This is a genomic window from Vibrio sp. 10N.247.310.17 (genome assembly GCF_041466605.1).
Taxonomy (GTDB): domain Bacteria; phylum Pseudomonadota; class Gammaproteobacteria; order Enterobacterales; family Vibrionaceae; genus Vibrio; species Vibrio tasmaniensis_A.
The window spans coordinates 1-24,131 of sequence record NZ_JBFSTC010000003.1 but is presented as its reverse complement, the minus strand read 5'-3'; the positions used below and the strand labels follow the sequence as shown (position 1 = coordinate 24,131).

21 protein-coding genes are annotated in these 24,131 nt (G+C 43.9%); 13 read left to right on the top strand and 8 right to left on the bottom strand.

Going from position 1 to position 24,131, the window contains the following annotated elements; all coding sequences use genetic code 11:
- Positions 1–36 precede the first annotated feature (36 nt).
- The 6 genes from AB6D80_RS01545 to pspF form a co-directional block, all read right to left on the bottom strand.
- Complete coding sequence (locus tag AB6D80_RS01545; protein ID WP_009848782.1) at positions 37–819, bottom strand: ATP-binding cassette domain-containing protein; 783 nt, start codon at positions 817–819, stop codon at positions 37–39.
- Positions 816–1,817 (bottom strand): oligopeptide/dipeptide ABC transporter ATP-binding protein, encoded by a 1,002-nt coding sequence (locus tag AB6D80_RS01540; protein ID WP_009848781.1) that lies wholly within the window; start codon positions 1,815–1,817, stop codon positions 816–818. Before AB6D80_RS01540 ends, AB6D80_RS01545 begins: the two co-directional genes overlap by 4 nt.
- Complete coding sequence (sapC, locus tag AB6D80_RS01535; protein WP_009848780.1) at positions 1,817–2,704, bottom strand: putrescine export ABC transporter permease SapC; 888 nt, start codon at positions 2,702–2,704, stop codon at positions 1,817–1,819. Before sapC ends, AB6D80_RS01540 begins: the two co-directional genes overlap by 1 nt.
- A complete protein-coding gene (locus AB6D80_RS01530) occupies positions 2,691–3,653 on the bottom strand; it encodes an ABC transporter permease subunit (protein ID WP_009848779.1) in 963 nt (320 codons plus the stop codon). Before AB6D80_RS01530 ends, sapC begins: the two co-directional genes overlap by 14 nt.
- The gene (sapA, locus tag AB6D80_RS01525; RefSeq protein ID WP_372187612.1) at positions 3,653–5,275 is read right to left on the bottom strand and encodes an ABC transporter substrate-binding protein SapA; all 1,623 of its coding nucleotides are present in this window, start codon (positions 5,273–5,275) and stop codon (positions 3,653–3,655) included. The genes AB6D80_RS01530 and sapA overlap by 1 nt, the downstream gene beginning before the upstream one ends.
- A gap of 102 nt (positions 5,276–5,377) precedes the next feature.
- Positions 5,378–6,400 carry a phage shock protein operon transcriptional activator gene (pspF, locus tag AB6D80_RS01520; protein WP_012604358.1) on the bottom strand — a complete coding sequence of 341 codons (1,023 nt, stop codon included), beginning with the start codon at positions 6,398–6,400 and terminating at the stop codon, positions 5,378–5,380.
- A gap of 304 nt (positions 6,401–6,704) precedes the next feature.
- Between pspF and pspA the strand changes: the two genes are divergently transcribed.
- The 9 genes from pspA (at position 6,705) to AB6D80_RS01475 (ending at position 15,628) form a co-directional block, all read left to right on the top strand.
- On the top strand, positions 6,705–7,376 hold the full coding sequence (gene pspA / locus AB6D80_RS01515) for a phage shock protein PspA (RefSeq protein WP_010440091.1): 672 nt from the start codon (positions 6,705–6,707) through the stop codon (positions 7,374–7,376).
- Between the two features lie 15 nt (positions 7,377–7,391).
- Positions 7,392–7,625, top strand: coding sequence for an envelope stress response membrane protein PspB (gene pspB, locus AB6D80_RS01510; protein WP_009848775.1), 234 nt, complete (start codon positions 7,392–7,394; stop codon positions 7,623–7,625).
- Complete coding sequence (gene pspC, locus AB6D80_RS01505; RefSeq protein ID WP_032499058.1) at positions 7,618–8,004, top strand: envelope stress response membrane protein PspC; 387 nt, start codon at positions 7,618–7,620, stop codon at positions 8,002–8,004. Before pspB ends, pspC begins: the two co-directional genes overlap by 8 nt.
- A gap of 158 nt (positions 8,005–8,162) precedes the next feature.
- Positions 8,163–9,197, top strand: a complete 1,035-nt coding sequence (locus AB6D80_RS01500) for an efflux RND transporter periplasmic adaptor subunit (protein ID WP_029223131.1) — start codon at positions 8,163–8,165, stop codon at positions 9,195–9,197.
- Position 9,198: 1 nt separating this feature from the next.
- The gene (locus AB6D80_RS01495) at positions 9,199–10,284 is read left to right on the top strand and encodes an efflux RND transporter periplasmic adaptor subunit (protein WP_372187611.1); all 1,086 of its coding nucleotides are present in this window, start codon (positions 9,199–9,201) and stop codon (positions 10,282–10,284) included.
- Positions 10,277–13,387, top strand: a complete 3,111-nt coding sequence (locus AB6D80_RS01490) for an efflux RND transporter permease subunit (protein ID WP_135384869.1) — start codon at positions 10,277–10,279, stop codon at positions 13,385–13,387. The genes AB6D80_RS01495 and AB6D80_RS01490 overlap by 8 nt, the downstream gene beginning before the upstream one ends.
- Before the next feature lie 78 nt (positions 13,388–13,465).
- Positions 13,466–14,032, top strand: a complete 567-nt coding sequence (locus AB6D80_RS01485; protein WP_372187609.1) for a DNA-3-methyladenine glycosylase I — start codon at positions 13,466–13,468, stop codon at positions 14,030–14,032.
- Positions 14,033–14,141: 109 nt separating this feature from the next.
- The gene (locus AB6D80_RS01480; protein ID WP_371700879.1) at positions 14,142–15,164 is read left to right on the top strand and encodes a transcriptional regulator; all 1,023 of its coding nucleotides are present in this window, start codon (positions 14,142–14,144) and stop codon (positions 15,162–15,164) included.
- Positions 15,155–15,628, top strand: coding sequence for a hypothetical protein (locus AB6D80_RS01475; protein ID WP_371700877.1), 474 nt, complete (start codon positions 15,155–15,157; stop codon positions 15,626–15,628). Before AB6D80_RS01480 ends, AB6D80_RS01475 begins: the two co-directional genes overlap by 10 nt.
- An 86-nt stretch (positions 15,629–15,714) precedes the next feature.
- On the opposite strand, the gene AB6D80_RS01470 is transcribed toward AB6D80_RS01475, so the two are convergent.
- Positions 15,715–16,899, bottom strand: coding sequence for a cystathionine beta-lyase (locus AB6D80_RS01470; RefSeq protein ID WP_102249751.1), 1,185 nt, complete (start codon positions 16,897–16,899; stop codon positions 15,715–15,717).
- A 183-nt stretch (positions 16,900–17,082) separates the two neighbouring features.
- Positions 17,083–18,537, bottom strand: a complete 1,455-nt coding sequence (cls, locus tag AB6D80_RS01465; protein ID WP_012604351.1) for a cardiolipin synthase — start codon at positions 18,535–18,537, stop codon at positions 17,083–17,085.
- 367 nt (positions 18,538–18,904) lie between these two features.
- Between cls and AB6D80_RS01460 the strand changes: the two genes are divergently transcribed.
- The 4 genes from AB6D80_RS01460 to AB6D80_RS01445 all read left to right on the top strand — a co-directional run bounded on the left by AB6D80_RS01460 (position 18,905) and on the right by AB6D80_RS01445 (position 24,015).
- Positions 18,905–20,338, top strand: coding sequence for a sodium-dependent transporter (locus AB6D80_RS01460; protein WP_012604350.1), 1,434 nt, complete (start codon positions 18,905–18,907; stop codon positions 20,336–20,338).
- 189 nt (positions 20,339–20,527) lie between these two features.
- Positions 20,528–22,144, top strand: a complete 1,617-nt coding sequence (locus tag AB6D80_RS01455; protein WP_371700872.1) for a methyl-accepting chemotaxis protein — start codon at positions 20,528–20,530, stop codon at positions 22,142–22,144.
- Between the two features lie 219 nt (positions 22,145–22,363).
- Entirely contained in the window at positions 22,364–23,062 is a 699-nt protein-coding gene (locus AB6D80_RS01450; RefSeq protein ID WP_122046352.1) for a TIGR01621 family pseudouridine synthase, read from the top strand.
- An 8-nt stretch (positions 23,063–23,070) separates the two neighbouring features.
- The gene (locus AB6D80_RS01445; RefSeq protein WP_032499055.1) at positions 23,071–24,015 is read left to right on the top strand and encodes a class I SAM-dependent methyltransferase; all 945 of its coding nucleotides are present in this window, start codon (positions 23,071–23,073) and stop codon (positions 24,013–24,015) included.
- Positions 24,016–24,131: the final 116 nt, after the last annotated feature.

The following is a 24,131-nucleotide window of genomic DNA, read 5'->3' as shown; positions in this document are numbered from 1 at the left end:
ATCTTTCCCCTTTGCGGAATATAGCGCGATCACCGATTAATGGCTTGGTGCTTTATAGAAGTGGCTCTCAACTAACCTTTGTGTGATTTGGTGAGTTGGGTTAGTCAGTACTTCATGTGTTTCGCCACTTTCAACCACATTGCCTTCGTGCATGACGATGATCTTATCTGTGATGTGTTTAACAATGCCGATGTGTTGAGAAACATAAACGAACGATACGCCCATCTCTTCTTGAAGTTCTAGGAACAGATTGATGATTTGCGAACGCATCGCCATATCCAAACCATTCAACGCTTCATCAGCAACAATGATGGAAGGCTGAAGTATCAAAGCGCGAGCCAAACAAACCCTCTGCTTCTGGCCTGCAGCAAGCATCTGAGGATAGAAGTAAGCATGTTCTGGTAGAAGCCCAACACGTAATAATGTGTCCTTTACGCGGCGCATGCGGGCTTCTGGTGGCATGTTGGTATTTCGCTTCAATGGTCCTTCAAGGATTCGACCAATCTGGATGCGTGGGTTTAGCGAGGTGTTCGGATCTTGGAAGATCATTCGAATCAGTTTGCAGCGAGTTGAGTAGTCTTTGTGCTCTAGCTTTTCACCGTTCACTCGGATCTCACCTGCTGTTGGTTCCACCATACCCGCTAGCATTCTTGCTAATGTCGATTTCCCCGACCCATTCTGACCGATAAAACCAATAGTCTGTCCCGCTTCAAGGGAAAAGCTGACTGGCTTCACTGCCTGATGAATCTTTTTGCGGAAAAGACCAGAGCGAGTCGTAAAGTCTTTAGATAAATCACTGACCTCTAATAATGCACTCATGATTTCTTTTTCTTCTCCATATTCAGAGGGAAATGACAGTTAAATTTGTGGGTCTTTATACGTTTAGTATGCGGGATCTCGACACACTGTCTTTGCGCGTATGGACAACGTGGTCCAAGTCGACAACCAATCGGGAGGTGCTGCAGCGGCGGAATTGACCCTGGTAAAGATTGCAGTTTTTCTTTATGGGGAATCCAGTCGTTAAAATCGGGCATCGCTTTTAGCAGTGCAACGGTGTAAGGATGCTTTGGTACATCCAACAGTTTTGTCGTATCTGCAGACTCAACGGACTGACCGCAGTACATCACGGTTATTCGTGTCGCCCATTGAGTGATAGTCGTTAAATCGTGCCCAATGAGGAGAATTGTCGTGTTATGAAGTTGATTCATTCGGCTCAATAAGCGCAATATTTGAGACTGAGTAATCGGGTCTAAATCGTTGGTTGGCTCATCGGCAATTAGCACTTTTGGCTTGGCAGCGATCGCCATGGCGATCATGACTTTTTGACACTCACCATCGGTCAACTCATAAGAATAACTGTCCATTAGGTGAGAGTGATTTTTGATCCCCACTTTATGCAGTAATGCTATTGCTTGCTTTTTTCGCCACTTAAACCGTTGCCACCATCGACCTTCAAATGAACGCGAAGGAATCGCCTCTATTAGCTGGCGTCCCACTTTTTCGGAAGGGTCAAGACATGTCGATGGTTCTTGGAAGATCATCGCGATATCGCGAGCGATCACACGGCGTCGTTCTTTGGGCGTTAGTTGTAGCAGGTCGATATTGCCAAGGCGCATTCGGTCGGCAGACACTTTCCAGTTTTCTTTGCAAACACCAACGATCGCTTTTGCAACCAAGCTCTTACCAGAACCTGATTCACCTACTAAGCCACGAATTTCTCCCTCATTGAGGGTAATACTCATTCGATCTACTGCTTTAACCATCCCTTGAGGGGTCTCAATCTCGATGGTTAGATGTCGAATATCAAGTAACGGCATTATTCGATTCCTGCATTTAGCGCTTGGCGAACACCTTCACCGACAAGGTTAATCACGATCACTGTAAACATAATGGCTAAGCCGGGTAGAGTTACTGTCCATGGCGCAAGGTAAATCAGCTCTACAGAATCACCCAAAATTGAGCCCCATTCGGTACTTGGTGCTTGAGCGCCAAGCCCTAAGAAACCCAAGGCCGTGATATCAAGAATGGCGACTGACAATGCCAGTGTAATTTCAAGTGCCACTACAGTAAGAATATTAGGAAGGATTGAATTCCATAACAGGTAGAAGTCATTCGCACCATCAAGGCGAGAAGCCAAAATATAGTCTTTTTCTACTTCTGCATGCACGGCAATGTATACCGAACGAATAAAGCGTGGAATCAATGCCAAACATAAGGCTAGCAAGATATTAAACTCGCCAAAGCCAAGAAATGCCACGAAGATAATCGCAAGTAGCAACGACGGAATAGACATTACCGTGTCAAGCAAGTGGTTTAGCGTACTTGATAGCAACCCACGAGTCATACCTGCAAGTACGCCAATCAGACAACCGATGACTGCTGCGATAAAGGTAATCACTACTGCGGCACCAAATGTCAGCTGAGAGCCAATAATCAGACGGGATAGAATATCTCGGCCTAAATCATCAGTGCCTAGAAAATACTCAACTGTTCCAGCCGGATCCCAAGAAGGAGGTGTTAGTAGGTGCCCCGTCTGCTCTTGAGCATCATGCGGTGCTAGCCATGGTGAAGTGATGGTGATCAGAATGATCAAGACCAAACACCATAGTCCAAACATTGCGAGATTATTGCCACGGAAGCTGCGCCAGAAACGCTCGAATTGGGTTGGAATCTGTTCTTCTTGGTAGACGTTATTTGTTAGCATACCATTCCTTCCTTACCAGAGGATTGACCATCGCGCCCAGTAGATCGGACAGTATATTCGCGGTCAAAACCAAGGTTGCTACCACAATTACACCAGCTTGAATTGACACGTAATCTTGATTGGATAATGCATCCAGTAACCAGCGGCCAATGCCTGGCCAGTTAAAGATAGACTCGGTGATGATAGCGAGCGTTAACATACTGGAGAGTTGAACGCCGACCTTAGGAATAATCGGTGGTATTGCATTTCTTAATACGTGTTGAGTGACGATCTCTCTTGTTGAAAGACCTTTGATTCGTGCGGCACGGATGTAGTTTTGAGCCATCACTTCAGCCACTGACGCTCTCATTAGTCGGATAACCTGGGTTGTTGGAGCGAGCGCCAAAACAAGACAAGGTAACGCCATATGGTCTATTACGCTCTGTAGGGCGTGTGCTCGATAGTTACCTTCGGCAAAGAAGGCATCAATCATTGCAAAGCCAGTCACGTGTTCAATTTCGTAAAGTAGATCGTATCGCCCCCCAACAGGGAACATCTCGAAGTGCAGTGAAAACACCATGATCATTAGCAATGCGACCCAAAAAATAGGTGCTGAGTAGCCTGCCATTGAAGTAAACGATATGGTGGTATCAACAAATTTTCCTTGTCTCATACCGGCAATTGTGCCGAAAGGGATGCCGATAAACAGTGCGAGTAAAAAAGCAAAGAAGCACAATTCTAACGTCGCAGGGAATACCACGACAAGCTCTTCGATGATAGGAACACCGTGTTTGCTCAGGCCGAAATTCAGCGTCGATAATTCGGTGACGTAGCTAAGCCAGCCGGGCCAAAAATCTTGAATTGCCCAAGGTGAGGTTTGGTCTAATCGAAGTAGAGCAAAGCCCACTAAAGTCAGAATTCCAAGTGTAATAATGAATAAGTTTACACGTCTTAATGTATACCAAAACATCAGTTCACCTCCCTTCTGACTTGATCAAAAGGTTGAGCATTAAAAGGACTGCGTTTAAAACCTGTTAGCGAACGATCGTGCACACGGAATTGCACGCCGTGAGCGAGAGGTATCACAGGAACTTCTTCATTAAGAATGTTTTGGGCTTGTCGATACAAGTTCACGCGATGCCTTTGTTGATTAATCTCTAATGCCAAGTCGAGAAGGAAATCAAAGTCTGAGTTGCACCACATAGAGACGTTTAATCCCGCGCGTTCCGAACTACATGATAGAAGTGGACGTAAGAAGTTGTCTGGGTCGCCCGTACTGCCAATCCAACCTGTGAGTAACAAATCTGTTGAGGAAATTGAAGACAGCTGTGTTCGGTCAAATCGGTCGTCGGTATAGAGTTTCAATTCAATACCAATATCAGCCAAGTTTGCTTGGATCAGTTCTGCCGTTTTTCTTGGACTTGGATTGTATGCGCGTGGCTCTAGTGGCACCCACATTGAAAGCTCTAACCCTGGTTCTACACCGGCCTCTCTAAGAAGTGCGATCGCATAGTTTCGATCATAGCGAACTTGAACGCTGTCTTTTTGATAAGCCCAAGAAGTAGGGGGAAGTAACGTGTAGGCTTTTGTACCTGTACCGTAGTACACAGAATCAAGAATGTTCTGACGGTTAATAGCCAAGTTCAATGCTTTACGTACTCGTGAGTCACGCAATGCAGGGTGTTCTGTGTTTAGCGCGATGAAAGAGACATTTACGGCAGGTGTGGCAGAAATCTTCAACTCTTCATGAGCTTGAATAATAGGGATCTGGCTGGAAATTGGTGAGTTCAACACGTCACACTCACTGCGGAGAAGCTTGGCAAGTGTGCCTGTCCCGCGTTGTGAAGTATCAAATACAACTTGGTCCATTTGTACTTCACCCTTCCAGTAATGCTTGTTCTTTTTCAAGCGTACAAGATCATTAATTTGATATTCATCCAAGTAGAAAGGGCCTGTGCCTACGGGCTTGGAGTCTATTTCATTTTTTTCATCTGTGGTAATCAGCTTGTTGGCATACTCTTTGGAGTGAATGACCGCATAGCTGGTGGCGATATTGTTAAGAAATGAATTATCTGGGCGACTTAACTGGAACTTCACCGTTAGGTCATCCACCGCTGTGATTTCAACAATCAGGTTTTGAAAGTCGATGCCAGCGAACCATGGATATAAACCGCCACCCACATAATGAAATGGGTTTGAACTATCAATGATACGTTCAAAACTAAAGACCACATCCTGTGCATTCATGCTGCGGGTTGGGGTAAACCAATCTGTGGTTTGAAACGCAACATTTGGGCGCAGCTTGAAAGTGTACTCTGTACCTGATTTATCGACAGACCAGCTTGTTGCCAAGTTCTGTTTTGGTCGGTAAGTTATAGGATCAAGAGTGAGCAGGGTATCGAAAATTTGAGGGCTCAGCGATTCTGAGGTAATGCCACTATCAACCAATTGTGGATTGAAGGTACTAGGATTACCTTGGCCGCAATAAATGAAGCCTTTTTCACGGATTTGCTCGTGAGTGACACTTTCACCACATCCAGCTAAAAAGCCAAGCGTGCAGATGCTCAGTGATAGTCTTATTAGTGCTTTCATAAAAAGAAATACTTTTCGAAACGAGGCGTTAGAGGAGCCTCAAGATCCCGACAATTTAACATTTTATTTATTCGGCTCCAAATAATAATCAAGTGTGGACAGCTATTTATCGTTAGCTTGCCCTACAATCGCGTACTTCCTCACCATTCCACGTAATTGGTTATAGGTTAACCCAAGTAATTCTGCTGCTTGCTTCTGGTTATACTTGCTCTGTTTTAGTGCTTGATTGAGTAATTTAATGTCTTGCTGTTCTTGCCATGCTTTGTAATCAAGCGGCAAAGAAAATGAGTGCTCTAATGGAGTATGGCTGTTGGACAGATCATTGCCAGTTTCGTGCGTGGAATCTTGATCTATTTGCCATGTTGGTTTAAATGGGTTAAACACCAAAGATTCAATAGGATATGGATCTTTACCGTGCTGGTAGATAGCTCGTTCAACGACGTTTTTGAGTTCTCTCACATTTCCCGGCCAAGAATAATCCAATAGTGCCTCAACAGCAGATGGAGCAAAACCGACAAACAGCTCCAATTCTAACTCTCGACACATCTTAATGGCGTAGTATTCTGCTAGCAGCGTGATGTCTTCTTTTCGTTCGCGAAGAGGTGGGATAGTAATGACATCAAACGCCAGTCTATCTAATAAATCGGGTCTGAATTCGCCTTTTAACGCCATGTCTGGTAAGTCAGCATTGGTCGCACACACCAGTCTTACATTGGCACTCAGCGCCTTTTGTCCGCCGACACGCTCATATTGCCCGTATTCAATAACACGCAATAGCTTCTCTTGAACGGCAAGGGGGGTGGTCGCTAGTTCATCTAAGAACAGAGTTCCACCTTCAGCCCTTTCAAAACGACCTTGATGACGACCTTTTGAACCGGTAAAAGAACCTGATTCATGACCAAATAACTCTGAATCAATCAACCCTTCGCTAAGGGTTGAGCAGTTCAGTGAGATCAATGGCTGGTCCCAGCGCCTTGAAAGGTAATGCAGCCTTTGAGCGATTAACTCTTTACCTGTACCACGCTCCCCGATGATCAGAATCGGTCTTTCGATTGGTGCGAGTTGAGACACTTTATCCAAAACAGATAGAAAACTAGGGGATTCACCAATGAGATTCTGCTGCATAATGGGTCCTTGTATGGTCTGATTTCCAATGGGCATGATATAGAGAGCTTTATTTACATCACTTGATGTAAAACAAAGCTGTAGTGGTGAAAAATACCAATACTTGGCTAAATTCATCATAGCATGGTTCGGGTTAATCACCATTTTATTGTAAGTGTTTGATAAACAATGGCTTAAAAGTTGGCACGCTACTTGGATTACTTATGGTAGGTTTAACAACATACGTAGATTTTTGAGCAAGTGGATTGAGAAATCGAAAACGATTTAAAACCTATTTGCCATTATTGCAATTAAGGAGTTTCTTATGGGTATTTTTTCTCGCTTTGCAGACATTGTAAATTCAAACATCAGTGCACTATTAGATAAGGCTGAAGATCCTGAAAAGATGATTCGCCTCATTATTCAAGAAATGGAAGACACGCTGGTTGAGGTTCGTACTAACTCAGCAAAAGCCATTGCAGACAAGAAAGAGCTAGCACGTAAAGTTGAAGCTATCGAAACTCAGATTCTAGATTGGCAGAATAAAGCGACATTAGCCCTGACTAAACAACGTGAAGATCTGGCTAGAGCGGCACTAATCGAAAAGCAAAAACTTGAAGATATCATCAAGAGTCTTCATACCGAGCAAACCTTGGTTCATGAAACCATCGAAAAACTAACCAGTGAGATCGGTAAGCTTGAAACCAAAATCGCCGAGACTCGTGCAAAACAGCAAGCACTAATGATTCGTAATAATGCAGCAAGCAATCGTCGCGATGTTCAAAAACATCTGCATTCAAGCAAAACCAACGAAGCAATGGCGAAGTTTGAGCAATTCTCACGTAAAGTGGATGAATTAGAAGCTGAAGCTGACGTTTACGCAAAAACCGGTAACGCAAAATCTTTAGACCAAGAGTTTGCAGAGCTACAAGCTCAAGACGAGATTGAAAAAGAGCTGGCGAAACTGAAGCAACAAGTTGAAAACCGCGATAAATAATTTTAGGAGTTGTCTATGTCAACATTTCTAATTGCAGGTCCACTGATTGTCTTTTTGATCTTCGTGGCACCGCTATGGTTATTCTTACACTACCGCAGCAAGAAGAAATCCAGCAATGGTCTTTCAGAAACGGATCTTCAGCGTCTGCATAAGCTTTCTGAGCAAGCTGAGTCGATGCAAGACCGAGTGAAAACGTTAGAAAAAATACTGGATGCGGAGTCACCTAACTGGAGACGAAACTATGAGTAGAGAACTGTATCGCGATCCGATTAACGGTAAATTATCTGGCGTGTGTGCCGGATTAGCGAACTATTTTGGCCTTGAAGTTTGGTTGGTTCGTATCTTAGTGATCTCAGCCGCACTGCTAGGTGGTAGCTTTTTGGTGTTATTAGCGTATTTAGCTTTGACATTTATGCTTGAAAAACAACCACCTCAATATGTCGATCAGATGAAAGCCAAACAAGAGCACACACTCAAGCAAAAACCCTGGGAAAAAGGGCAAACAGCAGAGTCTTTGTTGGGCACTTTAGAGGGTGATTTCCAGACGTTAGAGACCAGTGTACGCAATATGGAAGCTTATGTGACTTCGGACACTTTTAAAGTCGACCGTGCATTTAAGAACATGTAGTGGTTAAGCCTTAAAAAGATTAGATAACGGTTTAGGAAAATTTATCCCAAGCCGTTATTTTTTATTAATAATTTTGTCTAAATAAATCTTACGATAACTGGTAAGTTACATGTGATTAATCTATGTTAATAAAATATTTATAGATATGGATGATCGCAATGTACAAAGCCTCCCTAGTCCTATTGGTGACCTTATCCGGGTTATCTGGGTGTGGTAAGGAGCTCCCTCCGGTTCCAGAACCCGAATCACGACCAGCCAAACTCTTCACCGTCTCGGTCGGTAACAATGCCTTCGAACGAAATTTTCCTGCGACTACTGAAGCGGGCGATAAAGCCGTATTGGCATTTCGAGTACCCGGTTTACTAAAAACGATCGATGTCACTGCGGGGCAACAGGTCTCCAAAGGTGATGCATTGGCAACGCTTAATCCTGATGAGTATCAGTTGCTAGAAAAGCAGGCAAGAGCTAACTTCAAACTTGCCGATGTGCAATACCAACGTTCCATCAAGCTACGTAAGGATAGAGTGGTTTCTGAGCAAGATTTTGACCAAGCGAAAGCAAATCATAACTCTGCAAGAGCGGTTTTAAATCAAGCAAAAGCTAATCTTCGCTACACCACACTCGTTGCGCCATATGATGGTACTATTTCTATTATTCCTGCTGAAAACCACGAATACATCGCGGCTAAGCAAGGTGTAATGAATATCCAAACGAATCAGATCCTCAAAGTTGTCTTCTTATTGCCTGATCAATTAATTGCACGCTTTTCTGCAGGGTTTGAGACAGACGCAACTATGGTATTCGATGCTTTCCCTGAACATTCTTATGTCCTCACCTTTCAAGAAGTCGATACCGAAGCCGATCCTAAAACCGGTTCATACAAGGTCACCATGGTAATGGAGAGACCGACTGATATAGGCATCCTGCCGGGTATGTCTGGCACGGTTAACCTTGTTTCTTCACAAGCAGCGGCGACAAAAATTCCAACCTCAGCAATGATGACCAATGGAGATGATGTCTCAGTATGGCGCGTTAACAACGATGGTATCGTCGAAGAAGTCGCGATAGTCATTGATGAAAAACGTCATATTATTTCGGGTCTTAACGACGGAGATCGCGTTGTGACCTCAGGCGTTAATGGATTAGAAACCGGCGTCAAGGTTCGTGAGTGGATCAAGGAAAGGGGGCTCTAACATGAAGACAGTATCAAAAGCCATCGGCCTATCATGTTTGGCGATGTTGACAGCCTGCAAAGACAAAGGTGTCACTGAAGTCGAAAAGCTTCCTCTTGTTAAAGCCATTGAAATCTCCGTCTTAGACTTTAACGATAAGCTCTATTTTCCAGCAGTGGCTAATGCTGCTGAGAAAGCGCACCTAAGTTTCCGTGTCGCTGGTGAGATTTTTAAACTTGATGTCAAAGAAGGTGAACAAGTTAAAAAGGGTGATGTTCTTGCCGAGTTAGATCTAACAGATTATCAGTTGGACGTTGATAACGCTCAAGCTCGATACACAGTGATTAACAGCCAATACAGACGTTCAAGTCCGTTGGTCAAAAAGGGGTTATTGGCTAAGTCTCAATTCGATGAGATTGCCGCTCAGCGTCAAATCGCTTATGCCGAGTTAGAATTGGCAAAACTGCGTTTGTCATTTACTAAGCTTCGCGCACCGGTTGATGGAATTATCTCTCGTGTCAGTGTTGACCAATACGAAAATATTCAGGTTGGCCAACAGATTGTGAATATTCACAGTGTTGAGGATGTTGAAGTTGTTATCCAATTGCCTGACCAAATCTATGTAAATCAACCAAATGAAGCGACTATCTCGAATATTGAGGCAGTAGTTAGAGTTCCAAGTGGGAATGAATACAGTGCGGGGATAAAAGAGTTTACGACTGAACCCGATCCAAACACAGGTACATTTACCGTCACGCTTGCTTTACCTATGCCAGAAGATGATTTGATTCTTGACGGTATGGCCGTTGAGGTCACGTCAAATGGGCGTGATATCGGGTTGAAATTAAAAGCCGGCGTACTTATTCCTATTGAGGCTGTGTTCAATGCCGATGGGGATGAGTTAACTCGTCAAAACTCTTACGTGTGGATTCTTAATGACGACAATACAGTATCTAAACAGCAAGTCGTATTAGGCAAAGCGAGTCAGAAAACATTGCAGATAATCAAAGGATTAGAAATGGGGCAGCATGTCGTTGTTGCAGGCGTATCGCGATTGCGAGATGGGATGACAGTGGAAGTATTGTCTCAGGAGACGAACAATGAGTGAAGTCAATAACAAGCCCCAAAGTGATGATCAACAGGGTGATGACCAAATCACTGGAGTGGCGGCTTATTTTATACGAAATAAGGTCATTAGCTGGATGCTATCACTGATCTTTCTTATTGGTGGTGTGTCTGCATTCTTTGGTTTGGGCCGTTTAGAAGATCCTGCCTTTACCATCAAAGATGCCATGGTAGTGACCTCTTATCCGGGAGCGACGCCTCAGCAAGTGGAAGAGGAAGTGACTTACCCATTAGAGAAAGCGATTCAACAGCTTACCTATGTTGATGAAGTTAACTCTATCTCTAGTCGTGGCCTGTCTCAGGTTACGGTAACGATGAAGAATAATTACGGCCCTGATGATCTTCCACAAATTTGGGATGAACTTCGACGTAAAGTGAATGATTTGAAAGGTCAACTTCCACCCGGGGTAAATGACCCTCAAGTCATAGACGATTTTGGTGATGTTTACGGTATTTTGCTTGCCGTAACGGGGGACGGTTACAGTTACAAAGAGTTACTTGATTACATTGATTACCTAAGGCGAGAGCTAGAACTTGTTGATGGGGTCAGTAAAGTCTCGGTATCCGGCCAACAGCAAGAGCAAGTGTTCATTGAGATATCGATGAAACGGATCAGCTCTCTGGGTTTGTCTCCAAATACTGTATTTAACCTTTTATCCACTCAAAATATTGTTTCAAGTGCAGGTGCTGTAAGGATTGGTGACGAGTACATTCGAATCCATCCAACAGGAGAGTTCCAGAATGTTGAACAGCTCGGTGATTTGATTCTTACGGAAGGTGGCGCTCAAGGGCTTATCTATCTAAAAGATGTGGCGAATGTAACTCGTGGTTATGTTGAAGTGCCTACTAACATCATTGGCTATAACGGGAAGCTCGCACTTAACCTTGGTGTTTCTTTTGCACAAGGCGTGAACGTGGTCGCAGTGGGTGAAGCCTTTGACCGAAGGCTCGCCGAGCTGAAATACCAACAGCCCGTAGGTATTGACATATCTGAGGTTTATAACCAACCCAAAGAAGTCGATAAGTCAGTTAGTGGATTTGTAGTGAGTTTAGGACAAGCGGTTGCGATCGTAATCGTAGTGTTGCTGTTCTTCATGGGATTACGATCGGGTTTGTTGATTGGTTTGATACTGCTATTGACCGTTTTCGGTACCTTCATTTTCATGCAGTACTTCAAAATCGATCTTCAACGTATTTCATTGGGCGCGTTGGTTATCGCGCTGGGGATGCTGGTGGATAATGCCATTGTGGTGGTGGAAGGGATATTGATCGGCACGCAGAAGGGGCGAACCCGAATGCAGGCCGCTACAGATATTGTGACCCAAACCAAATGGCCACTGCTTGGTGCAACGGTTATTGCGGTCACCGCTTTTGCCCCAATCGGTTTGTCTGAAGACTCAACGGGCGAATATTGTGGCACCTTGTTCACGGTTCTACTTATCTCCTTGATGCTGAGTTGGTTTACGGCCATCTCACTCACGCCATTCTTTGCCGATATGTTCTTCAAAGGCCAGAAAGTCGATCCAGATAGTGAAGGTAAAGACCCATACAACGGGATGGTTTTTGTTATCTATAAAAACTTCCTTGAGTTTTGTATGAAGCGTGCGTGGTTAACCATGTTTGTGTTGGTCATTGGTTTAGGCGCGAGCGTTTATGGTTTTGGCTTCGTAAAACAAGCCTTCTTCCCATCTTCGACTACGCCAATGTTCCAAGTGGATGTTTGGATGCCGGAAGGTACCGATATTCGTGCGACCAACACTAAGCTTAAAGTGCTTGAAGGTTGGTTAGCAGAGCAGGACGAAGTTGAGCACATCACGACAACGGCGGGTAAAGGCTTACAACGTTTCATGCTGACTTATGCGCCAGAGAAAAGTTATAGCGCATACGGTGAGATAACGGTTCGTGTGAAGAGTTATGAAGTACTTGAAGGTTTGATGTTACGCTTTCGTGAGCATGTAAACGGCCAGTTCCCTGAAATTAATTACAAACTTAAGCAGATCGAATTAGGTCCTGGTGGCGGTGCTAAAATTGAAGCGCGAATTGTGGGTTCTGATCCAACGGTTTTACGTTCAATCGCAGCTCAAGTTATGGACATCATGCGTGCTGACAATGGGTCGTTTAACGTTCGTCACGATTGGCGTGAAAGAACTAAGGTACTCGAGCCTCAGTTCAACGAAAGCCAAGCGCGTCGTTATGGTATTACCAAATCTGACGTTGATGATTTCCTAGCGATGTCTTTCTCTGGTAAGTCGATTGGTGTGTATCGTGATGGTACTACGCTGATGCCTATTGTGGCTCGTTTACCTGAAGATGAGCGAATTGATATTCGCAACATCGAAGGTATGAAGATTTGGAGCCCGGCATTAAGTGAATACATCCCACTACAACAAGTAACACTAGGCTACGAATTGGAATGGGAAGATCCACTGATCATCCGTAAGAACCGTAAGCGTATGCTGACGGTAATGGCGGATCCTGACCTACTGGGTGAAGAGACAGCATCAACTTTACAAAAACGCTTACAGCCACAAATAGAAGCGATTGAGATGCCACCGGGTTATTCATTGGAATGGGGTGGTGAATACGAGTCGTCAGCTGACGCTCAAGCGTCACTGTTCACAACTATGCCGTTAGGCTACTTGTTCATGTTCTTAATCACGGTGTTCTTGTTTAATTCGGTGAAAGAGCCTCTGATTGTTTGGTTAACGGTACCACTCGCCTTGATAGGGGTAACGACAGGCTTGCTAGCCTTGAATACACCGTTCGGTTTTATGGCGCTTCTGGGCTTCTTGAGTTTGTCTGGAATGCTTCTGAAGAACGGTATCGTACTGCTTGATCAAATTGAGATTGAGATGAAGTCAGGTAAAGACCCATATATAGCGGTTGTTGATGCGGCATTGAGTCGTGTACGTCCTGTATGTATGGCGGCTATCACAACGATTCTCGGTATGATTCCATTGTTACCGGATATCTTCTTCAAGCCAATGGCGGTAACCATCATGTTTGGTTTGGGCTTCGCCACCGTACTGACGCTAATCGTGGTACCTGTGCTGTATCGTCTATTCCATAAAATTGAAGTCTCGTAAGACGAGTGAGTCTTTGAATTAATGCCCCTGTTTAGGGGCATTATCATTTCTGAGTGATTTAAAATAGGTAGCAATAACATGGAAACAAACACTGAAGGTAGAACGTGTGCATGGGCACTGATGCACGAACTGGAAAGGGAGTACCACGACGCAGAGTGGGGCGTACCGGTTTATGATGACCAAGTTTTGTTTGAGTTCATTACCTTAGAAGGGGCACAAGCAGGCCTTAGCTGGATTACGATCCTTAAAAAGCGCGAAGGCTATCGTGCTGCCTTTGATAATTACGATCTAAACAAGTTAGCCGAATTGAATGAAGACAATGTGCCACACGTCATAGAGAACTTTGATGTGGTTAAGCATAAAGGCAAGATTGCCTCTGTGTATAACAACGCTCGAGCAACGCTTGAACTGCAGAAAGAGTTTGGTTCTCTTTCAAACGCCTTATGGCAATTTGTCGATAACAAGGTGATCGAAAACCACTGGATTGAGATGACTCAAGTTCCAGGTTCTACCGAGCAATCCAAAGCGATGAGTAAGTTTTTGAAGAAGAGAGGCTTTAAGTTTGTTGGGGAAACAATCTGTTACGCGTTAATGCAAGCGACAGGTATGGTTAATGACCATTTAGAAGGTTGCCCACATAAATAAAGGTGTTATTTCTCGACGCGAAATAATTGTGTGTAAATTGAAAAATTCACTGGTCATTTATAAACTTTTCAATATTATATGCGACCAAATTCAAATGTAGACAACGATAGTGAATCAACAAAACTACCAAATATGTGATGCTAACTATGATCCCTTGCTTAGGCAGTTTATGCGTGAGGATGGCCACGTAGAAACTATCGCGCCGCTAGAAGGTAAAGTGTTCCTATTCTTGCTTGAAAATACAGGCGAATGCATTGAGCGAGGCCTGATCTTTGATAGATGTTGGGGGGATGTGATTGTCTCTGAGCAAGCGTTGACCAACGTGATATCTAAGCTTAGAAAAACACTGAACAGAGTGACTTGTGGTTGCGCCACGATTCGTACCGTCAGTAAAATGGGGTATTCTCTGGAGATAGAGGAATCATCTCAACCTCAAAATACAGAGCCTAAAGCGACAGTCCCTGAGGCGGATTTAATATCAGAGTCTCCTCAAACGATAGGATTATCGCAAGCCGAACTTAACCCATCATCAATAACGACAAATCAAACACAAACCTCAGGCGAGTCACCTGAGAAAAAGCCGCAAGATGAGCAGGCTCATGTTATGCCTGCATCAGTAACACAAAGCGTTGAAGGCGACATGGAAATGCCATTGTCCACAGTTAGCCCGAGAGGTTCAGTCAACGCGGTACCACCTAGCTTTAAGCTTTTTGTTCATCGTCATTTAGCCTGCGTGGGCTACTTTTTGGCCTTTACCTGTGTGTTAATCTCTTTGTTTAATATATTTCAGGCTTACTATCAGCCATTGCCATACTTTGTTGATAAAAGTGAGTATCACGACAGCTTCGTAGATGAAACTAATCACTACTTTTTCCATATTGTTCGCAATGAAGCCTACTCGTTGCCTGCGATCACTGAGAGACTGATACAAGTTATACCTAGCCACTGTAATGTTGATGTTTTTGTTCGCATTTATCCATCTGTCAACCAACCTGAAAATGATGCTTTGTATATGCTAATTGAGAGAAAGGATGGCGAAGCTCTTAATTACTTGTCATCTATTTTTGAAGTTGAGTCATCTTTTGATTCGTTTGTGAATTACATGGCTCAAAGGAGTTACTTTTGCGAATAATTGGTTTGCTATTGGTATTAGCACTCACAGCTGCAAGTTTCATGATTGATAGAAACGTATTAGCGGGCACTCGTTGGCACTGTAAAACTATCAAAACGGGCTTTATGACGCAGGCATTTCAACCTTATCAATCGTTGTATGAACGTATGACTTTTACCTTCCAATCAGACAATACGTTTATGATTGCAGAGGCGGTAAAGATTGAAAGGAAGGATGGTCAGGTGAGTAAATTGGAGCACCACTCCTCAGGTCGTTATTCGTTAGAAGATGGCGAGTTGTCTATCTCTATCATTGATTATTCGCCGACAACTGAAACTGATGATCCTGTTATTAATCGAGAGTATAGCTCGTATAAGGGGCTGAATATTGATTACTCAGTTGTTGTCACCGATGACTCACTCTATTTATTTAATAAAAATCGTTTCGAAATTTTTAATTGGGTATGTTTTAAGGTTCAGAAGTAGTCATATAACTTCTACACCAAGAGCTTACCGAACTAAAAAAGGCAGGTTGTCCCTGCCTTTTTGTGGAAACTTGTTTATTGTTTTACTTAAACCAGAGCGTTGTAACGATCTAGTCCAGCTTCTAGATCCGCAATCAGATCATCGACGTCTTCTAAGCCGATATGAACGCGTATCAAGGTTCCTTCGAAGTTAGGGTTCGCTACCGTTCTCAAGCTATTAAAGCTGCTCGGTTCGTTCGCTAGAATCAAACTTTCAAATCCACCCCATGAGTAACCCATACTAAAGTGCGTCATACCATCAAGCAGAGCAGTCGTTGCTTTTGTGTTTGAGTTCTTAAGAACGAAAGAGAACAAACCATTACCGCCAGTGAAGTCTCGTTTGAAGAATTCATGACCGGGACAAGACTCAAGGGCAGGGTGACGAACATGGTCAACCTCAGGGCGTGTTTCTAACCACTTTGCTACTTTTAGGCTGCTTTCAGCATGTTGGCGAAGTCGAACGTCAAGAGTGCGAATACCGCGAAGAGCAAGATAAGCGTCATCTGGAGATACGCACTGTCCCATCAAGTAACTCTGCTCTCTCAGTTGATCCCAACATTTTTCGTTGGCTACTGCCGTTCCTAGCATCACATCAGAGTGACCAACAATGTATTTAGTCGCCGCTTGAATTGAGATGTCGACGCCAAAATCGAACGGTGAGAAGTTAACACCAGCCGCCCACGTGTTATCGAGCATTACAATGATGTCATGTTCATGGGCAATACGTGCGAGTGTTGGGATGTCTTGAACTTCCATGGTGACTGAACCCGGAGATTCAGTAAATAGAACCTTAGTATTTGGCTTAATAAGGTCTTGGATACCTTCACCGATCGTTGGCTCGTAGTAAGTGGTCTCTACACCCATCTTTTTCATTATGGTGTCACAGAAATCACGAGTGGGTTCATAACAGGTATCGACCATCAGAATATGGTCACCTGTTTCAACAAAAGAGAGGATGGCATTAGAGATGGCTGCCGTACCACAAGGGTAAAGTGCGCAACCTGCACCACCTTCAACTTCAACCATTGCATCTTGAAATGCGAAATGAGTCGTGGTGCCACGGCGTCCGTAGAAAAGTGTCTTGTTAGCGCGGTTAATGGTCGCTTTGCGTTTCTCTTCTACTGTGTTGAACACGACAGTTGAAGCGCGTTGTACTGGTGGGTTAACGACACCATTAGTCCACTTCTTATCACGACCTGCAGTGATCAGTTTAGTGGTTTTGTTCTCGGACATGCTGTGAATTCCTTATCAATCGGTTATGTCCTATTTAAAACATGCCAATAGCCTTCAAAGCAAGAGCAGAGCGGGAGTTTTTGCGCTTTTCTTTCGCTTTTTAACCTTCCACGTCGTTTATCGTGAAAGGTTTAAAATCCGATAGTCGGCGAGTGATGAGCCGCGGTGGACGCATTGATGGAATTAAAGCAGCGGGTTGAATAAGTAAAACAACCTTTCGAAGAAGCGGTTGCGTAAATTTCTCTGCTCCCATTGCTCCAATTCCACTGGATGAGATGATTCAATATAGGATTGCTGCAAATCAAACAGTTGCTTGGTGAAGTGCACATCATCAACGGCTAGCGTTACTTCGAAGTTAAGCCATAGGCTGCGCATGTCGATATTGACCGTTCCGATTAAGCAAAACTCTTCATCAATCACTACCGATTTGGTGTGAAGAAGCCCGCCGTAAAACTCATATATCTTCACACCGGCTTCAAGCAGTTCGGTATAGAAGGCGCGAGAAGCCCATTTAACCATCAATGAATCGTTGTTATGTGGAATGATTAATTCTACGCTGACACCACGTTGTGCCGTCATTTTGAGCGTTTCTAATAAGTCGGCACTCGGTACAAAGTAGGGTGTTGTAATACGAACAGAATGGTTTGCTTGATTAATCGCAATAGTAAGAACTTGTAGAATCAAATACTCCGGCATGCCCGGTCCAGATGGCACTACTTGAACTGGATGGTGCGTCATTATTTCTTCAACCGGACACTCTGGTAAATCAGGAAGAATGCGTTCACCTGTTTCCACTTCCCAATCCCAACCATGAATTGCTGACAACACGTTAACGGTTGGTCCAGTGACGCGAACCATGACATCAATCCATTGGCCGACCCCTGAGCTCTGTTTGAAATGAGCTGGATCTACCATATTCATTGACCCGGTATAGGCGATGGACTCATCAATCACGATGATCTTCCGGTGCTGCCTTAGATCTAAACGGCGTAAGAAAATACGCCAAGGACTAACCTCTAATGCTTGGACAACGTGAACGCCAGCGTCTTTCATCATTGAACGCCAGTGACTTTTGAAAAAACGCGGGCTACCTGCAGAATCGAGTAAAACTTTAACATCGACACCACGTTTTGCAGCTCGAATAAGTGCGGAAGCAACGGAATCAGTTAAGCCGCCGGGGTGCCAAATATAGAAAACCATTTTGATACTAGTCTGGGCGTTTTCTATATCTTCGATAATTGCGTGTAGGATTTCATTAGGAGAAGCTTGCAGTGAAAGTGTGTTTCCGCTGAGAGCTGGAATGCCCATCCGATTGTTACAAAGCTCATCAATTTTGTGGATAGGAGAGCCGACTTTACCTGGAAGGTGGACTTGGCAATCATTTAATTGGCGGAACCAATCACCAAAAGGCGTAAACATGCGATGTGCACGCTCAGCCCTCTTTCTACCGAGATTTAGCTCTCCGAAAAGGAAGTAACAAGCGACGCCAACAATAGGGATTATGTAGATAACCATCAACCATGCGAGAGAAACGCTGACAGAGCGTCGTTTTAGTACGACACGAAAAGTCACACCGGCGACAAGGACCCAGTATAAAGCGACAGAAGCTAAAGTTAAAAAATGGTAGAGCTTTTCCACATTGAATACTCGAAAAAAGAGACACTTAGATAGTAATGCTATTTTACGGATATGGGAATTTAAGGAATCAACTATTTACAAAATAGAGCAAAAGCTGTAAACAGGTTAAAGTTGTTAAGTTTTAGTTAACTTAAGACGAATGCAATTGTTTTGTATGAAAAACCGGCATTTAACCATAAAGATTTACATTGATAACGAAATATATACGGTTCGGGCTTCCAATTGTATTCTTAAACTGGTTTACTTGCTAGATAACGAGCGTCAATCAAATCTTTTAATGGTGTAAATTATTATATACACCTTATCTTTTAATGACGCCACACAAAGCAAAATACAACATCACATAACACAAAAGTTTGGAGTAAACGTGGCTACTAGTAATACAACCACTACACCCCGCGATACCTGGGGTTCGAAATTAGGATTCGTAATGGCTGCAGCAGGTTCTGCTGTTGGCTTAGGTAACATCTGGAAATTCCCATACACAGCAGGTGAAAGTGGCGGCGGTGCATTCGTTGCAATTTATCTGTTTTTTGTAATCTTCATCGGTTTTAGTGTGATGCTAACTGAATTTGCGATTGGCCGTCATACGCAAAAATCAGCAGTAGGTGCATTTAAATCAACTGACCGTCGCTGGACGTTCGCTGGTGTTATTGGCGTAGTCAGTGGTTTACTTATCATGGGTTTCTACCCTGTAGTAGGTGGCTGGTCTATCGCATACATCGGTAAAATTGCTGGTGGTCTACTAGACGCACCTGAAGCAATTGGCGACAGCTTCGGTGGCTTTATCTCAAACCCAGTTCAGCCACTAATGTGGATGGGCCTATACCTACTACTTAACGTTGTCATCGTTATGAAGGGTATTTCTGGCGGTATTGAGAAAGCGGGTAAGATTCTGATGCCACTTCTTTTCATCATCCTTATCGTGGTATCAATCAAAGGCCTAATGCTTCCGGGCGCGATGGCTGGTCTTGAATTCCTATTCAGCCCTGACTTCTCTAAAGTAGACAGCGGTGTAATCCTAGCTGCACTAGGTCAAGCATTCTTCTCACTATCTCTTGGTATGGGTTGTATGTTGACTTACGGTTCTTACCTTAAGAAGAAAGAGAACCTAGTTCAAACTACAGCTATGGTTACGGCGATGGATACAGGCGTTGCTATCCTAGCTGGTGTTGCAATGTTCCCTGCAATGTTCGCATTCGGTATGGAGCCTGCAGCAGGTCCTGGTCTAGTATTCGTTGTTGTTCCTCAGCTATTCGCTGAAATGGGCGGCGTAGTTGGTCTTCTATTTGCTCTTATGTTCTTCGTTGGTCTAAGTGTTGCGGCACTGACTTCTTCAGTATCTCTACTTGAAGTTGTTGTTTCGTACCTAATCGATGAGAAAGGCATGAAGCGTGTAACAGCTGTACTGTCTGCAAGTGTCGTAATGGCGATTCTATGTATCTTCGCTTCTCTATCTCTTGGTGGCTTTGGTCCAACGCTGTTTGGTACTGGTGCATTCGATATCTTCGACCTACTAACGGATAAGATCTTCCTAGCAGTTGGCGGTATGTTGGTATGTATCTTCGCTGGTTGGAGACTGAACCGTGCTGACCTAGAGAAAGAAATCACTAACGACGGTGAAGTATCTTTCCCTCTATTCGGTCTATGGTACACACTCGTTAAGTACATCATCCCAGTAGCTATCGCTATCGTAGCATTCATGGGTATCTCTTCTGGCTTCGACAGCGGTAAAGGTGCAATCATGCTACTAGGTATTGGTATCATTGCCGGTTCTGCGCTTATCTCTAAGAAGCTATAATTCTTAGAAAATCTAATCGCAAACTAAAGTTAATTGATAAGCGGGAGCCATTGGCTCCCGTTTTTTTATGCGATGCACTTATTGTTTTTCGAGAAATAAAAACATCGTCCCCTAAAGTTATCCGTGTGGTGGCCGATATATTTTTCGGTAAGGCTATATCGGCCTGTATTTATTTTAGGTAGGTGTTCTGTGAAATTGTCAGTGAGAAAAAAACTATATTTGGGTTTTGGATCTATATTGGCGGTGCTTGTCACGTTAGTAGGGATTGTATCGATAGAAGTGATTGGGGCTCACGAGAGCTCTGATGAAATTAGACTGGATGATGTTCCAGGAACTGTTACCTACCTTATATTGATCGATGAAGCTGGTGATGTTTACCGTGATGCTTTGGGTGCGGTTGTTCAGGGCGGTAATGCGCTCAATGATTATCGAGCTAACAAGACTCAATTTTCTCAAGCAATTGAAGAAGCAAAGCGTTTAGAGAGTAAAGGCTCAGAGGACCATCGTCGTGTTCAGCGAATTGAAGAGCTAATGGGGCGCTTTACTCAAGAGTTTGAATCGAAGCTCGTACCTATGCTTAATGACGAAACTGCATTGTTATCAAATATCCAGCAGCTTCGCTCTTTGTATGAGAGTAATCTTATCCCGATTGAAAATTTGCTTGATCAAGCATCTGAAAGTGAGATTGCTGATACGGAGCGAGCTCTGCTAACACTAACGGATTCGTTTATTACAATCGAACGCACGATTATGGTGTTGACTGCGGTTGCGATTGTGTTTGGCTGTGTAATTGCGGTTGTATTGTCTAGCTCTATTACCAACCGTTTGACTCGTGTTGAACAAGTTGCACGTCGCGTAGCAAATGGTGACCTGACGGCTGGAGATATTGTTGATGATTCTGGTGATGAATTGGCTGACCTTGCTCAATCGATCAACCAGATGCAAAAGTCATTGGTCGATCTCCTCGGTTCTATCTCATCAGTGACTACCCAAGTTCAATCCGTTACTGGTGAGCTATCATCAATTAGCCACGACATCGTATCTGGCGCCTCTGCTCAAGCAGATAAAGCGACATTGATTGCGACTGCAGCAGAAGAACTAAGCTTAACCATTTCTGAAGTAGCGCAACAAGGTACTTCTACTTATGAAGAAGCACGCCGCTCAGAAACGTCTGCAGAAGACGGTCGTAAAGTGATCGTGGAGATGGTTGCGAGCATCCAACAAGTGTCTACTCAAATGAGCGATATGTCGTTACAAATGAACACGCTGGGTTCACATGGCGAGCAGATTGGCAGTGTTATCAAGGTAATCGAAGATATCGCAGAACAAACCAACCTCTTGGCTCTGAACGCAGCTATTGAAGCTGCGCGTGCTGGTGAGTTCGGTCGTGGTTTTGCCGTGGTAGCTGATGAAGTACGAGCGCTAGCGGAGAGAACGACTAAAGCAACACAAGAAGTGTCTGGTATCATCCAATCTATTCAATCTGGTACTCAAGAAGCGGTGACTTACACTCAAGACAACTGTCGTTTAGTTGAAATTGGTGTAGAGCAAAGTACAGGGGCGGTATCGGCTCTAGAAGCAATTGTTAGCGGTGCGGGCAACGTACAAAGCATGGTTAACTCAATTGCGACTGCGGCAGAAGAACAGACAGCGGTGACAAAAGAAATCGCAGCGGATATTACGGCAATCAGTGATATCTCTGAACAGTCATTACAGTTAGCGACTCGCAGCTCTGAGAACACATCAGGTTTGAATGCTAAAGTTGCCGAGCTTGAAGGCTTAGTAGGTAAGTTCAAACTTGCTTAGAGCTTAGAGCTTAGAGCTTAGAGCTTAGAGCTTAGAGCTGGATCATAAGTCTAGAACATAAGCTTAGAGCGAATTGATTAAAGACTTCCCAGTAAAAGTTGCCTATTGAAACATAAGCCCAACGATTCAATGTTTATTGAACTCGTTGGGCTTTTTCGTAGCTGGAATCTGGATTCAGACACGGTATACTCCACGTTCTACAATGGAGCTAGCCTTTACATGTTCGACATTCTTCTGAATCACTCTGATTTTTTACTTATAAACAAACATCCAGGCGTCAGCGTCCATAAAGACGATGGTGATACGATGTTATTGCAAGAAGTTGCTAAGGCAATCAATGAGCCGAAGCTATATTTAGTCCATCGTCTCGATAAAATGACGTCAGGAATTCTACTGTTGGCAAAAAATGCCCCGGCAGCGAGTGAGCTTTCACAGTTGTTTGCAAAGCGTGAAGTAGAGAAGTACTACCTTGCGATAGGCTCCAAGAAGCCGAAGAAAAAGCAGGGGCTGATCTCAGGAGATATGGAGCGTTCACGACGCTCAAGCTGGAAGCTGCTGACAACCAAAGAAAACCCAGCGATTACCCAATTTTTATCTGCAACGGCTGAACCCGGTGAGCGTCTACTTTTATGTAAACCCTATACGGGGCGAACTCATCAGATCCGTGTCGCGATGAAGTCCATTGGCTCGGCTATTGTTGGTGATCCTATTTACAATCCATCGAACGAGGCTGACAGAGGCTATCTGCATGCCTTCGCGATTCGATTTACCTATCAATCACAAGCCTACGAATATGTCTGCGATCCAAGAAACCTCGACTCTTTGGGTGAGAAATGGCATCAAGAGATCGTGTCTAATGGTTTAGACAGTTGGCTTGAACCTTGGTCATTAACGTGGCCAAAGCTAAACACTAAGTGAGTGAAATAATGGAAGCATCAGCTTTACCTCTGTTTTTTAGTCATATTGAACAGCAATTGAATGAAGTGCCGAATGAACTACGTCGTATTTTTCACGGGCGTGGCAAGTTTTGGCCCGGCCTAGATCAACTCACTTGTGATTGGGTTGATGGACAGTTATTGGTTAACGTGTTTAAAGAAGTGGACCAAGCGTTCTTATCATCTCTAAAGACTGGATTGGTCGACCTCACTAACAAAGATATCTGGCAAGTAAAACAGGGCACAAGCATTGTGCTGCAACACCGTTATGCTGATGGCGCGCCCTCTGAAGTGTTGTGGGGTCAATTGAACGACTCACCAGTCGTGGTTGAACATGGGCTTAAGTACCAACTAGACATTGGCCGCAATCAGAACTTCGGTCTGTTCCTAGACATGCGTAATGGCCGTCAGTGGGTACAAGATAATGCTAAGGATAAGAACGTTCTTAACCTGTTCGCATACACTTGTGGTTTCTCTGTGGCGGCGATTGCGGGTGGCGCTCGACAATGTATGAACGTAGACATGTCTCGCGGATCACTGAACAAAGGCCGTGATAACCACCGCTTGAATGAGCATGATATGCGCTCGGTGAACTTCCTTGGCTACGATATCTTTAAGTCGTGGGGAAAAATCAAGAAGGGTGGCCCATATGAGCTGGTTATTATCGATCCGCCTTCGTTCCAAAAAGGCAGCTTTGCACTTACTAAAGACTACAAAAAGATCTTACGTCGTTTGCCTGAGCTTCTAACCGAAGGTGGTGAAGTGATTGCTTGTGTTAACTCACCAGCAGTGTCACCAAACTTCTTGATTGAGACGATGGTAGAAGAAGCGCCAAGTGTTGAGTTTATCGAGCGTCTAGATAACCCACCTGAGTTTGTCGATGTTGACCCCGATTCAAGTTTGAAAGTCCTGAGATTTAAAATTAACGTTTCTTAAGACGCTTAATTTAGAGTTAACAAATATCAACGTTTGAAAGTAAAAAAGCCACTCAATGAGTTAATGCCGTTCGGATAAGCATTATTGCTTGAACCTGAACGGATATTTGGCTGGGA

Excerpts from the sequence above, each read along its gene's own strand:
- AB6D80_RS01545 (WP_009848782.1), bottom strand. The coding sequence starts at position 819 with ATGAGTGCATTATTAGAGGTCAGTGATTTATCTAAAGACTTTACGACT.
- AB6D80_RS01540 (WP_009848781.1), bottom strand. The coding sequence starts at position 1,817 with ATGCCGTTACTTGATATTCGACATCTAACCATCGAGATTGAGACCCCT.
- sapC (WP_009848780.1), bottom strand. The coding sequence starts at position 2,704 with ATGCTAACAAATAACGTCTACCAAGAAGAACAGATTCCAACCCAATTC.
- AB6D80_RS01530 (WP_009848779.1), bottom strand. The coding sequence starts at position 3,653 with ATGTTTTGGTATACATTAAGACGTGTAAACTTATTCATTATTACACTT.
- sapA (WP_372187612.1), bottom strand. The coding sequence starts at position 5,275 with ATGAAAGCACTAATAAGACTATCACTGAGCATCTGCACGCTTGGCTTT.
- pspF (WP_012604358.1), bottom strand. The coding sequence starts at position 6,400 with ATGCAGCAGAATCTCATTGGTGAATCCCCTAGTTTTCTATCTGTTTTG.
- pspA (WP_010440091.1), top strand. The coding sequence starts at position 6,705 with ATGGGTATTTTTTCTCGCTTTGCAGACATTGTAAATTCAAACATCAGT.
- pspB (WP_009848775.1), top strand. The coding sequence starts at position 7,392 with ATGTCAACATTTCTAATTGCAGGTCCACTGATTGTCTTTTTGATCTTC.
- pspC (WP_032499058.1), top strand. The coding sequence starts at position 7,618 with ATGAGTAGAGAACTGTATCGCGATCCGATTAACGGTAAATTATCTGGC.
- AB6D80_RS01500 (WP_029223131.1), top strand. The coding sequence starts at position 8,163 with ATGTACAAAGCCTCCCTAGTCCTATTGGTGACCTTATCCGGGTTATCT.
- AB6D80_RS01495 (WP_372187611.1), top strand. The coding sequence starts at position 9,199 with ATGAAGACAGTATCAAAAGCCATCGGCCTATCATGTTTGGCGATGTTG.
- AB6D80_RS01490 (WP_135384869.1), top strand. The coding sequence starts at position 10,277 with ATGAGTGAAGTCAATAACAAGCCCCAAAGTGATGATCAACAGGGTGAT.
- AB6D80_RS01485 (WP_372187609.1), top strand. The coding sequence starts at position 13,466 with ATGGAAACAAACACTGAAGGTAGAACGTGTGCATGGGCACTGATGCAC.
- AB6D80_RS01470 (WP_102249751.1), bottom strand. The coding sequence starts at position 16,899 with ATGTCCGAGAACAAAACCACTAAACTGATCACTGCAGGTCGTGATAAG.
- AB6D80_RS01450 (WP_122046352.1), top strand. The coding sequence starts at position 22,364 with ATGTTCGACATTCTTCTGAATCACTCTGATTTTTTACTTATAAACAAA.
- AB6D80_RS01445 (WP_032499055.1), top strand. The coding sequence starts at position 23,071 with ATGGAAGCATCAGCTTTACCTCTGTTTTTTAGTCATATTGAACAGCAA.